This is a genomic window from Tundrisphaera lichenicola (genome assembly GCF_051175385.1).
Lineage (GTDB): Bacteria > Planctomycetota > Planctomycetia > Isosphaerales > Isosphaeraceae > Tundrisphaera > Tundrisphaera lichenicola.
The window spans coordinates 5,791,633-5,803,904 of sequence record NZ_CP195106.1 but is presented as its reverse complement, the minus strand read 5'-3'; the positions used below and the strand labels follow the sequence as shown (position 1 = coordinate 5,803,904).

The 12,272-nt window shown below is 65.3% G+C and carries 11 protein-coding genes; 1 reads left to right on the top strand and 10 read right to left on the bottom strand.

Going from position 1 to position 12,272, the window contains the following annotated elements; genetic code table 11:
- Both P12x_RS22775 and P12x_RS22770 read right to left on the bottom strand, forming a co-directional pair.
- A complete protein-coding gene (locus tag P12x_RS22775; protein WP_435007206.1) occupies positions 1-1,488 on the bottom strand; it encodes a hypothetical protein in 1,488 nt (495 codons plus the stop codon).
- 54 nt (positions 1,489-1,542) lie between these two features.
- Positions 1,543-2,541, bottom strand: coding sequence for a 2-hydroxyacid dehydrogenase (locus tag P12x_RS22770; RefSeq protein WP_435007204.1), 999 nt, complete (start codon positions 2,539-2,541; stop codon positions 1,543-1,545).
- A 216-nt stretch (positions 2,542-2,757) separates the two neighbouring features.
- On the opposite strand from P12x_RS22770, the gene P12x_RS22765 reads away from it, so the two are divergent.
- Complete coding sequence (locus tag P12x_RS22765; protein WP_435007203.1) at positions 2,758-3,771, top strand: SDR family NAD(P)-dependent oxidoreductase; 1,014 nt, start codon at positions 2,758-2,760, stop codon at positions 3,769-3,771.
- Positions 3,772-3,811: 40 nt separating this feature from the next.
- Here P12x_RS22765 and P12x_RS22760 read toward each other — a convergent pair whose 3' ends face one another.
- The 8 genes from P12x_RS22760 to P12x_RS22725 all read right to left on the bottom strand — a co-directional run bounded on the left by P12x_RS22760 (position 3,812) and on the right by P12x_RS22725 (position 12,165).
- Positions 3,812-4,756, bottom strand: coding sequence for a biotin--[acetyl-CoA-carboxylase] ligase (locus P12x_RS22760; RefSeq protein WP_435007201.1), 945 nt, complete (start codon positions 4,754-4,756; stop codon positions 3,812-3,814).
- Positions 4,757-4,758: 2 nt separating this feature from the next.
- Positions 4,759-5,700, bottom strand: coding sequence for a carboxylating nicotinate-nucleotide diphosphorylase (gene nadC, locus P12x_RS22755; RefSeq protein WP_435007200.1), 942 nt, complete (start codon positions 5,698-5,700; stop codon positions 4,759-4,761).
- Entirely contained in the window at positions 5,697-7,769 is a 2,073-nt protein-coding gene (gene uvrB / locus P12x_RS22750; protein WP_435007198.1) for an excinuclease ABC subunit UvrB, read from the bottom strand. Before uvrB ends, nadC begins: the two co-directional genes overlap by 4 nt.
- A gap of 7 nt (positions 7,770-7,776) precedes the next feature.
- Entirely contained in the window at positions 7,777-8,130 is a 354-nt protein-coding gene (locus P12x_RS22745) for a ComEA family DNA-binding protein (RefSeq protein WP_435007197.1), read from the bottom strand.
- Positions 8,131-8,276: 146 nt separating this feature from the next.
- Entirely contained in the window at positions 8,277-9,353 is a 1,077-nt protein-coding gene (locus tag P12x_RS22740) for a hypothetical protein (RefSeq protein ID WP_435007195.1), read from the bottom strand.
- Positions 9,354-9,529: 176 nt separating this feature from the next.
- Positions 9,530-10,678, bottom strand: coding sequence for an aminotransferase class V-fold PLP-dependent enzyme (locus tag P12x_RS22735; protein WP_435007193.1), 1,149 nt, complete (start codon positions 10,676-10,678; stop codon positions 9,530-9,532).
- Positions 10,679-10,716: 38 nt separating this feature from the next.
- The gene (locus tag P12x_RS22730) at positions 10,717-11,784 is read right to left on the bottom strand and encodes a ThiF family adenylyltransferase (RefSeq protein ID WP_435007192.1); all 1,068 of its coding nucleotides are present in this window, start codon (positions 11,782-11,784) and stop codon (positions 10,717-10,719) included.
- Positions 11,785-11,895: 111 nt separating this feature from the next.
- Positions 11,896-12,165 (bottom strand): ubiquitin-like small modifier protein 1, encoded by a 270-nt coding sequence (locus P12x_RS22725; RefSeq protein ID WP_435007190.1) that lies wholly within the window; start codon positions 12,163-12,165, stop codon positions 11,896-11,898.
- Between the last annotated feature and the right edge of the window lie 107 nt (positions 12,166-12,272).

Genomic DNA, 12,272 nt, shown 5'->3' with positions numbered 1-12,272 from the left:
TCAGTTCAGGACGTCGCTCCGGAAGCTCTTGATCCAGTCCAGAAGGGGCTTGGGGGTCTTGTCGGGGCGGATCAGGCCAGCGTGGGGGTAGAGGTGGGGGGCGGAGTCGTCCAGCTGCCTCCAGGCGACCGATCGGACGAAGGGCTTGGCGACGGCCAGCGCGATCCATCGGGCGGCGATGGCGGCCTGGCTCGCCTCGGTGGGCGGGGCGGGCCACTGATCTTTCTCGACCTGAGCGCTCGATTCGGCCTGGGGATCGGGCCCGGTGGCGCTGGGGATCGCGAACGTGAGGTACATCGGGAAATTCAGGAGCGCGTAGAGATCCAGGAGTCGGGAGAAGTCCAGCAGATCCCGCATGTGACTCCCGGGCGACGAGTACCCCGGCGCGATCTCCAGGGCGATCCCGGCCATCCCGAGTTCGGCCCGTGCGAGATAGTCGCCGAGGTGGAGCGGCCCGAGCTGGAATGAGCTGGAGGCCATCCACTCGGCCCAAGGGCGGTCGAGCCCGACGAGGAACTGCGCGGCGGGATCGGCCTGGCGGGCGACCTGGAGGAGTCTCGCGGTCAGTCGGATCTGGTCTTCCTCGGACATTCCCAGGATATCTGTCGAGCCGGGCCTGTTGACCAGGTGCCAGACCGGGATCTTTCCTCGATAGCGGGCGACGGTCTGGCGGACGACGTCGATGGCCATCCCCAGGACCGCGTCGAAATCCCCGGACCAGAGCCAGATCCAGTCGGGCAAGGCCCCAGACCGGAGATCGATGAGCGGCCCGGCCTGGACCACGAGCTTCTGTCGGGTCGCCCAGACGAGTTGGGCGTCGAGTTCCTCGTACCGATGCTTCCCCTCGGTCGGGGCCAACGTCTTCCAGTTGCATTGAAGCTGGGCCGCGTTGAAGGCCGTGCCGATCTTCGACGACCAGGGGGCGGTGGCCGGGTCCCCTTCGAGCGAGATCGCGAGCTGGGTCGGGAGCTTTCCCGTGGTCAATCGGTTCTGCAAGACCTGACCGACATAGGCCTCGATCAACGCCTGGCTGGCCTCGGAGGCCAGGACCAGACTCGACTGCGCCGAGGCGAGCGAGGTCGCCGGATCATCCCGGCCGGTGGCGGCCTTGGTGAATGCCCGGAGGGCGTCGGACATCAGGGCTTCCAGCTCGGGGGAGATCCGGAGGCCCATCTGCTTCCAGTCGGCCAGCTGGTTCCGGACGTCATTCAGCCTGCCCCTCGCCAGCTCGATGGCCAGCGGATAGGGCTCGGGTCGTTCGCCGAGCGTGGCCGTCCCCACGAACGGGGTCCCGAATCCTTCGATCGGCCAGGGGGAGAAGAGACGTCCACTCTCGGTGGTCCCCCGCTGGCAGACGAGTAGATCCTTGCGGATCTCGACGTTGAGCCGGCTCGGCGTCCGGTCCAGTCCGGTGACGTACGACTTCCGGAGGTCGACGACCCGGGGCTCGGGCAGGGGCGAGGGTATCCGGAACTTGAGCAGGCCCATGAGACTTCGCCCCTGAGACATTTTTGAGGAGCAGACGACTTCGGCGGCCGTCCCTCAGCGAGTTTCCGGCTTCCCGAGCGGATCGCGCCAGACTTCGGGATTGACGAGATTCGGCGGCCTCCGGCCTTCGAGTACCGCGACGATGTTCTCGGCTGCGATCCGGGACATTCTTGAGCGAGTCTCGAACGTTGCGCTGCCGAGGTGGGGCAGGAGCAAGGCGTTTTCGCAGTCGGCCAGGCCCTCGGCCATGGCGGGCTCCCGCTCGAAGACGTCGAGCCCGGCCCCGGCGATCCGCCCGGCCTTCAGGATCTCGACCAGGGCCGACTCGTCGACCACCGGACCGCGCGAGGTATTGATGAGATAAGCCGTGGGCTTCATCAGCCCGAGGGCCCTGGCGTCGATCAGATGGGTCGTCTCCGACGTCAGCGGGACGTGGAGGCTGACGAAATCGGACTCGGCCAGGAGTTCGTCGAGTCCGAGACGGCGAGCCCCCAGCGCTTCGAGTTCGGACGACTCTCTCCTTCCCTGATAGACCAGCTGCATCCGGAACCCGACGGCCCGATGCGCGACCGCCTGGGCGATCCGGCCGGGACCGACCAGTCCGAGGGTCCGCCCGGCCACGTCGCCGCCGAGCATGTAATTCGGCCCCCAGCCGGGGAACGCGGCGGCCCGCATGACCCGGTCACCTTCGGCCAGCCGCCGGGCCACGCCCAGGATCAAGGCCCAGGTCAGGTCGGCCGTGGCTTCGGTCAGGACACCCGGCGTGTTGGTGACCAGAATTCCTCGACGAGTCGCCTCGGCAACATCAATGTTATTGAACCCGACCGCCATGTTCGCGAAGATTCGGCAACCTTCGGCGGCGTCCAGGACGGAGGCATTGACCGGGTCGTGGAGCATCGAAAGCACGGCATCGACGCCCTGGACGCGCTCGCGGAGTTCCTCGACCGTGAGCGGACGGTCCTCGTTATTGCTCAAGACGCGCTCCGCCACGCGACCGACGAGGGTCGGACCCGGTCCGGGGATGGGTCGAGTGATCAGGACGAGACCCGGCAAATCATCCTCCTCCCAGCGCGGCCAAAAATCATGCAATTCGATATTCAGCATAGCCGCGCCGAAAATCGCCTGCCAGTGCCGACGGTGAAGGATCGGGACGTTGACGGGCTCGGCACGAGGAATGCTCCAGAGATTTCGATTGAAACGACGGCAACGCGCCTCCTCGGTGCGTCCTTCGAGATCACGAGCCTTGAGCTACCATTGAGGAGGATTCCGATGAAAGTGAAACACAAGATTTGGGCCGGCGTGGCCGGAGGGGCCGCCGTGGCCTGGGGAGTCCGAGCCTGGCTCCGGTCTCGCCGGCGGATCGAACTCTCGGGTCGAGTGGTGATCGTCACCGGCGGGAGCACCGGACTTGGCCTGATGGTCGCCCGGATGGCGGCCCAACGTGGGGCGAGCGTGGTCATCGCCGCCCGGGGCGAGGAGAATCTCAGGGCGGCCGAGGACGAACTTCGCGAATTGGGTGGCGAAGTCCTCGCCGTCCCCACCGACGTTTCCGACGAGGGGCAGGTCCGGACCCTGGTCGCCCGGACGATCGAGCGGTTCGGCCGGGTCGACATCCTGGTCAACAACGCCGGGACCATCCAGGTGGGCCCGGCCCAGGCGATGAATCGGGACGATTTCGAGAAGGCGATGGCCACCAACTTCTGGGGGGAACTTCATGCCATCCTGGCGGTCCTCCCCCAGATGAGGGCACAAGGCGGTGGTCGGATCGCGAACGTCGTCTCGGTCGGGGGGAAGGTCTCGGTCCCTCACCTCTTGCCCTACTCGGCCAGCAAGTTCGCCCTGACCGGTCTCACTGAAGGGCTCCGCGCCGAACTGGCCCGGGATAATATCCTCGTCACCGGGATCTACCCCGGTACGATCCGGACCGGAGGGCACACCCACGCCGAGTTCAAGGGGGACCGGAACGCCGAATATACCTGGTTCGCCCTCTCCGATACGGTACCGGGAATCTCGACTTCGGCCGAGTCCTGCGCCAGGGAACTCTGGGAAGCGGTCCTCAACGGCGATCCCGAAGTGGTCGTGGGATGGAACGCCCGACTGGTCGTCTTCGCCCACCATCTCTTCCCCGGCTGGATGACCGAGGCGTTCAGCCTCATCAACCGGGCCTTGCCATCGGGCGGCGAGAATCATGGGCCTTCCGTCCGGGGCGAAGACCTCACCGGCAAGGTGCCCGAGACCTTGAACCGGCTCATCCCACACGGGGCTCGGCCCCAGCAGGTTTAGACGTCCCAAGCGCGAAGCGTAGGGCGGGGCTCGTTTCGTCCTATGTGATATTCACGATCTTCAGGACGTCCCGCAGGACGATCTTTCGGGGTGGATTCTCGCTTGGAGACAGAGTGAGACCATCGAGCAGACCGATCGTCTCCAGCCGACCTACGATCGCCCCGTCCTTGGTCCAGACTTCGACCCGACGGCCGGAGTGCTCACTCCGCAGACCATAGGCAATGCCGAGCGCTTCCGGCCCATCGTCGATGGCTCGTGTATAGTGGCGATCGAGCCGCTTGAGGATCGATCGGGCGAGTTCCGACCGGTCGACCGGACGACACAGGAGCCTCCGGAGTGACGTGGCCGAGTCGCGGAGTTCCTCGGGAAAGGCCTCGGCGACCGTGTTGACGTTCAGGCCGATCCCCAGGACGGTCCCCGAGGCCCGCTCGACCAGGATGCCCGAAACCTTGGCCTCCCCGACGCGGACGTCATTCGGCCACTTGATCCTGGCGTCGAGGTCGAACTCCTCGGACAGGACCTCGGACACGGCCACCGCGCCGAGCGCGGTCAGCCATCCGGGGTCATCCAGCGGACGTCTCGGGAAAAGCAGGATCGACATCAGGATCGACGAACCCGCCGGGGCCGACCAGACACGTCCTCGACTTCCCCGGCCCGAGGTCTGCTCCTCGGCCAGGATGGCCAGGCCCTCGTTGGCCCGACTGGTCGACGCCCGAGCGGCCAGGTCGTTCGTGCTTCCGACCCGGTTCCAGACCGCGATCCGACGCCCGATCACCCGCGTCCCGATATTCCATTCGATCTGGTCGGGGCAGAGGCGTGCGGAAGGCCCTCGATAGGCGATCCCGTGATAAGGGTGTCGCTCGATCTGGAATCCGAAGGCTTCGAGCTCGTCCAGTTCGCTCATGAGGCTCGACGAGTCCGCCCCGAGGTCGCCGATCGCGACGAACCCTCCTTGAGCCTCGCGGACCCGGGTCAGCAACGCCATGTTCAAGGGACGATCACCCGATCGAAGTCGAGCCCGATGTCGAGGGCCGGGGCCGAATGCGTCAAGGCTCCTACACTGATCCGATCGACCCCCGATTCCGCCAGGCTCCGGACGGTGGCCAGGGTGATCCCGCCCGAGGCCTCCAGCAGAATGCCGGGCGCTCGCTGATCCCTCCGGCGGACGGCCTCGGCCAGCCGATCCGGCCCCAGGTTGTCCACGAGGATGATGTCGGGCCCGACCTCCAGGGCACGGTCGAGTTGTTCGAGGGAGTCGACCTCGACCTCGATGAACTTGGTCCCCTTCGGAGCACCCGCTCGAGCCGCGGCGACCGCCTGGCCGATGGGATCGCCGCCGTCCGACAGCCAGGCCAGATGATTGTCCTTGATCAAGACAGCATCATAGAGGCCGATCCTATGGTTCGTCCCGCCGCCGCAGCGGACGGCGTATTTCTCCAACGCCCTCCATCCTGGTGTGGTCTTGCGGGTGTCGAGTATCACCGCCTTCGTCCCGGCGACTTCTGCGACAAATTGGGAGGTCAGGGTGGCGATACCACTCAATCGTTGCAGGAAATTCAGCGCCGTCCGCTCCATCGCCAAGAGCTTTCTCATGGGACCCGACACGACAGCGATGACGGACCCGCGTTCCAGTCGGTCGCCGGGGCTCCTGTGGAGTTCATAATCATTTTCGAGGCCGAGACGTTGGAGGATCAACCAGAGAACCGGCATTCCGGAAAAGACGCCCGGCGATCGGGCGACAAACCGGGCCGAACCATTCGCGGTATCGGGCAGGACTAGGCGGCCCGTGATGTCCCCGCCATCGCCGAAGTCCTCGAAGAGGGCCAGCGTTATCAATGTCGTAGCGGCATCCGCCGCTTCTCGCCCGAACGCGTATCGACCGTGAAGTTTCTTGGTCTTCAAATCGCTTTTGTAAAAGTCGGAATTCATTGCGCCTTCGGTCGTGACCGCCCCCGCTTGCCGCCGGACGCCTTGGCCTTGTCTCGGGCGCTGGTGGCCTGCGCCGAGGCGGCGGGTCGGGCCTTGCCCCCGTCCTTGCCGGCGCGGAGTTGCATGATCCGGTCGCGGAGGGCGGCGGCCCGCTCGAATTCGAGGTTCTCGGCGGCCTGGAGCATCTCGGCTTCCAGGGCGTTCATGTAGTCCTCGTTGGCGTCGGTGATCTCGTCGCGGCCCACGGCCTTGCGGACCTCGGCCTTGGCCTGGATCTCTTCCTCGATCCCCCTTCGGATCGCCTTGCGAATTGTCTCGGGGGTGATCCCTTTCTCCGTGTTGTAGGCCAGCTGGAGGGCGCGGCGTCGGCTGGTCTCGTCGAGGGCCCTTTGCATCGACTGCGTGACCGTGTCGGCGTAGAGGACCACCTCGGCATTGATGTGACGGGCGGCCCGGCCGATGGTCTGGATCAGCGAGGTCTCGCTCCGGAGGAAGCCTTCCTTGTCGGCATCGAGGATGCAGACCATCGAGACTTCGGGCAGGTCCAGCCCTTCGCGGAGCAGGTTGACCCCGACCAGGACATCGAACGCCCCTTCGCGGAGTTCCCGGAGGATCGTCACCCGCTCAAAGGCGTCCAGCTCCGAGTGGAGCCACTTGCACTTCAGGCCCTGTTCCTTGAGGTAGCGGGTCAGGTCCTCGGCGAGTCGCTTGGTCAGGGTGGTGACAAGGACCCGTTCCCCCTTCGCGGCCCGCTTCCGGGCCTCTTCGAGCAAGGCCGGGACCTGGCCTCGGGCCGGCTCGACCCGGACGATCGGGTCGAGGAGGCCGGTGGGTCGGATGACCTGCTCGACGACCTCACCGCCCGACATGGTGGTCTCGTAGTCGCCGGGCGTTGCCGAGACGTAGACACGCTGGCCGAGTTTCTTCTCCCACTCGTCGAACCGGAGGGGGCGATTATCGAGAGCGCTCGGGAGTCGGAAACCGTGCTCGACGAGGGTGCTCTTTCGGCTGAAGTCGCCCGCGAACATCCCCCGGATCTGTCCGAGGCTGACGTGCGACTCGTCGATGAACAGGACGCTGTCGTCGGGGAAGAAGTCGAGCAGGGTGTTGGGCGTCTCGCCCGGTTTCCGCCCGGAGAGCGGCCGGCTGTAGTTCTCGATCCCCGAGCAGTAGCCGACCTCCAGGAGCATCTCGATGTCGTACCTGGTCCGGGCGGCCAGGCGCTGGGCCTCCAGGAGCTTGCCTTGTTCCTTGAGCTGCTGGAGCCTCTGATCCAGTTCTTCCTGGATCGCCTTGACGGCCCCTTCGATCCGCTCCTCGGGCAGGACGAAGTGCTTGGCCGGGTAGACTTGCATCTCCTGCTTCTTCTCGATCACCGTGCCCGAGGTCGGGTCGATGATCGCGAGGGTCTCGACCTCGTCGCCGAAGAGTTCGATCCGGAAGCCGAATTCCTCGTAGGCGGGCCAGAGTTCGACCACGTCGCCCCGAACCCGGAACTTCCCGCGCGAGAAGTCGATATCGTTCCGCTCGTACTGGATGTCGACGAATTTGAGCAGGACCTCGTCGCGGTCGATTTGCTGCCCGACCTTGAGCGGGACCATCATCTTCCGGTAATCGTCGGGCGAGCCGAGGCCGTAGATGCACGAGACCGAGGCCACGACGATCACGTCGTTCCGGCTCACCAGGGCGCTGGTCGTGGCCAGGCGGAGCCGCTCGATCTCCTCGTTGATCGAGGAGTCTTTCTCGATGTAGATATCGCGCTGGGGGATATAGGCTTCGGGCTGGTAGTAGTCGTAATACGAGACGAAATAGCGGACCGCGTTGTGCGGGAAGAAATCGCGGAACTCCCCGTATAGCTGGGCCGCGAGGGTCTTGTTGTGCGACATGATCAGGGCCGGCCGACCCATCCGGGCGATGACGTTGGCCATCGTGAACGTCTTGCCCGAGCCGGTGACGCCCAGCAAGGTTTGATGCGGCTTCTTCTCCCGGAGCCCCTCGACGAGCTGGTCGATGGCCCTGGGCTGGTCGCCGGCGGGCTCGTAAGGGCTCACCAACTGGAAGTCGGGCATCGTTGGCTCATGGTTGGTGGGGCGAGGTCCGATCGAGTCGGAGGAATGGTCGGAGCAGCTCGACCTTGGCCGGCCCGATCCCTTTGACTCGGCGGTCGAGGTCGTCAATCGTCCCGAAGTTCGAAACGTCCCGGGCATCGACGATCCGTCGGGCCAGGACCGGGCCGATTCCCGGCAAGACCCCCAGGACCGGCGCGGGAGCCGTGTTGGGGTCGATCCGGAGAGCGGGCGGACCGATCACTGACCTTGATGGGGAGGACGAGACCCCGGTCAGGATCCCTCCGGACATCGAGGCGAGGAGGATCAAGAGCCCCCGGGCCGGTCCGTTCCATCCCCAGGGTGGTCGGTCGAGATTGGGCATCGTGCCGAGGGCTCCGCGCGTTCGAACGGCTCCGATCCTCCTTTGAATGCACGTTCAGTATAAGTCGAACCCCTCCCGGACTCAAGAGGACGACTCGCCGAGTCCGGAGTTCGGGGTCTCGGCGATATCATCGAGGTTCAAGTCGGTTACTGACTCTTGGAGTGCGCCTGGAGATCGTCCCAGCTCATGCCCCGGAAGATGTCGTGGGAGGCCGATTTCAGGTCTCCCGCCTTGTTGTCGGAGGAGGGCAGGGGGGCCTGCTCGGCCGTGACACGGTCACGGATGGCGGTCAGGGCGGGGATGAGCTGCTCGTAAATCTCGACTTGTCGGGGGGATGTGGTCGCTCCGAAGCGGAGATTATAGGAGTTCATGAACGCGATCAGGTTGCCCAGGGTCCGGGGCTTTCCGTCTTCCAACTCGCCGAGGATCTTCTTCATGCTCGGGTCGTTCAGCAATCGCGTCAGGCTGGCCAGGGTGGAGAAGTAGTTCGTGGAGTCGTTAAAGCTGGGGTCGAACTCCGGGGTGTTTTGCACGAACTTCGCACGGAAGGCACCGATCGCTTCATCGAGAGACTTCTTGGTCTGGGGCGAGACGTTACCTTTCTCGTCCTCTCGAATCGCGGCGGTCACGGCCGTCTTCAGTGCGAGACGCTCGCCGGCATATTGTGGTGAGCTCAGCGCGTTGGGGAGCGAGTCCTGGCCGGTCAACTGATCGATGCAGATCGTGATGGCCTCGGTGTCCCACTCGAACGGAATCTCGCGAATCACCGCAGGGTTGAGCGGGGTGTCGACCTTCGACGAGATCTTGAGCCCAGGGTCGAATTCGAGGATCGGGAGGAGCAGGTTGTTGATCGTCGTCCCATCTTCGAGGTAATCGCGAGCGACGCGGGCCTTGCGTTCGCTCTCCTTCCGAGCGTCGGCCTTCTGCTGCTCGGCACGGAGTTCGCTCTGTCGAGCCCGGAGCGCCTTGTTCCACTTGAGCATCGTATCGGCATTGATCGACTGAGCCTTGGCATCCTCGACTTCATAAACGCCCTGGCCACGAGCATAGGCACCCAGGCCGGCCATGTATCCGGCGGCGGGATCGTTCCCCTGGTTAGCGTTGAACCCACCCCAACCGAAGCCCCCGTAAGCCCGGGGGAATCCATACTGGGCATCGGCTACTCGAGGAATCAGGAACAACGCGGCGGCCAGGCCAATCATCGATAGCGAGAAGCGGCGCATGATGCGACTCCAGGGGCATTCGAGGTCGAATGTCGGCGAGGTGGATCGGGAAGCCCACCCTCCTTCCGGAGCGCGCAAGGATCGATCGGGCTTCCCATGGTTAATTGTCGCCCATGAAGGAATTCCTTGCCACCATCTGAGCACCCAAATTCTCGAACCGTCGCCTCTCCGCTCGTTCAAAGGACCCCGGCGGTGATTTCGGTCAAGGCGTTCAGGAATGTGTCGATCTCGGCCTCGGTGGTGAAGGGGCCGGGGCTGAGCCGCAAGGTCCCATCGGGGAACGTACCGATGGCCTTGTGCGTATAAGGAGCGCAGTGGAGGCCGGGCCGGACGGCGATCTCGAAGGAACCGTCGAGGATCGCTCCGAGATCCTGCGGGGTCAGTCCCTCGGGGACGATGAGCGACAGGGCGCCGACATGGGTCAGTGGATCCCATCTCCCGGCAAATCGCCAGCCCTCGGCCGCAACGGTCCAGTCGACCACCTTCTGGAGGAGGTCAACTTCGTGCTTTCGGCTCGCTTCGACGCCCCGCTCGGCCACCCATTCGAGCCCGGCGGCGAGTCCGGCGATCCCCAGGACGTTCGGCGTTCCCCCTTCCAGGAAGTAGGGGAGGATCTGGGGTTGGGTCTCGCTGGAGGAGTCGCCTCCGGTTCCCCCTTCTCGCCAGGCGCCGGGGTTGGCCCGAGGGCCGACGTACAGGGCACCGGTCCCGGTGGGGCCGTAAAGGGCTTTATGGCCGGGGAAGGCCAGGAAGTCGATCGGCGTCGATTTCAGGTCGATCGGGACCACGCCGGCCGATTGCGCGGCGTCGACCAGGAACAAGGCCCCGGCCTCCCGGATGATCGGGGCGATGGCTTCGATGGGCTGGACCGTCCCCAGGACGTTCGAGGCGTGGGTCAGCGCCACCAGCGAGGTCTTCGGGGTCAATGCCGATCGGACGTCTTCCGGGTCGAGATAACCCTCGTTCGAGGCCAGGCGAGTGAGCCTGATGATCCCGTCCTTCTCCATCCTCCGGAGCGGCCTGCTGATCGAGTTGTGCTCGAGGTCGGATGTGATGACGTGGTCGCCCGGCTTGACGACCCCTTTGATCGCCAGGTTCAGGCCGTCGGTGCAGTTGTGGGTGAAGATCCAGCGTTCGACGCCCTCGCCCCGGAAGAACTGGTTCAGGGCGTGCCGTGCGTCGTCCAGCGTCCGCTCCGCGGCCATCGCCATCCGATGCCCCGCCCGGCCGGGATTGGCCAGGCTGGTCCGGGCGAACGCGTCGAGCGCCCTGTAGACGGACTCGGGCTTGGGGTAGCTGGTGGCGGCGTTATCGAGGTAAATCATGGCGGAGTCCTGGGAAGCCGAACGGCGGGCGTGGAACGTCAACTCCCGACAAACTGGGCATACAGCGTCCGGGCCTTAGCGATGTCATTCGTCCCCTTGATGATCGCCCGGCCGTCGGGGAAGACGGTGAACTCGTGCCCATCGGCGGCGAACCGGAGCATGAAGGCGTTATGTCGGACCTCGCCCAGCGGCGTCAGGCGACGGGCCATCTCGGCGAAGTCGAGCGGCTCGGGCCTTCTCGTGGCCACCTGGACGGCGTTCCGGCCGCAGAGGGTCGTCGTGTGCGAGCCGAGGTCACCCGCCAGCCACTCGTAGTTATGATGCTTGCAGCAAGGGCAATCCACCTTGCCCAGCAGCCCGGCGACCTTGAGCCGACGGAAGGTCCAGTCCCAGATGTCGACCATGATCAGCTCGACGTTCAAGGCGTCGAGCCGGCCGCTGAGGAGCTTGATCGCCTCGACCGCCTCGAACGAGGCGATCACCGAGACCGCCGGCCCCAGTACCCCGGCCGTCTCGCAGGTCGGGGTCATCCCGGGCGGCGGGTTGTCCTCGATCAGGCAGCGGAGGCAGGGGGTAATCCCCGGCCGGATCGTCATCGTCTGCCCCTCGGAGCCGATCACGCCGCCGAAGATCCAGGGCTTGTTCAGCTTCACCGCCGCGTCATTGATCAGGTAGCGGGTCTCGAAGTTGTCGGTCCCGTCGAGGATCAGGTCGGCGTCAGAGACGAGTTCGATGATATTCGTGTGGTCGATGTCGGTGACGACCGGCTCGATCGTCACCGCCGAATTGATCCGCCGGAGCTTCCGGGCGGCGGCCTCGGCCTTGGGGAGGTTGGCCGCGACGTCGTCCTCGTCGAAGAGGATCTGGCGCTGGAGGTTGTGGGTCTCGATGAAGTCGCGGTCGACGATCCGGACGTGGCCCACCCCGGCGCGGACCAGGTGATTCGCCAGGACGGTGCCCAGGGCTCCGCAGCCGCAGATCGTCACGCGGGAGGCCATCAGCTTGCGCTGGCCGTCCTCACGGAGGGCGGGGAACCGAACCTGGCGACTGTATCGATCCAGCGGGTCCGGCACATTGGAAGCCGCTGCTTCGCTCTCGGATGACATGAACTTCCCTTCAATCCCGGATGGACGCGACAAACTCGCCGTAGGGCAGGGCCTGCCCTGCCGTTCCACGCACTCGGGCAGGGCGAGCCCTGCCCTGCGGGAGAAACTCGCTCAACCCCCGGCGACGGCCGGGATAATGCTGACCTCGTCCTTGGGCTCGACCTTGGTGTCGAGATCTTCCAGGTAACGGATGTCCTCATTGTTGACGTAAACATTGACGAACCGACGCAGCTCGGTCCCGTCGAAGATCCGCTCCTTGAGGCCGGGATGGGCCTCGAAGAGCTGACCGAGGACCTTGCCGACGGTTTCCCCGGTCGTTTCAACGCTGTCGAGCCCGCCGGCATGGGGACGCAACGGGGTGGGAATCTTAACGACGGGCATGATTTCAGTCCTTGGTCAAAACATCGGGCGTTGGTGAGAGGGGATCAGGGCCGCAACCGGCCCGATTCCGCTGAATGAAACGATCGCTGATCCGGGGAGTGGTCCCC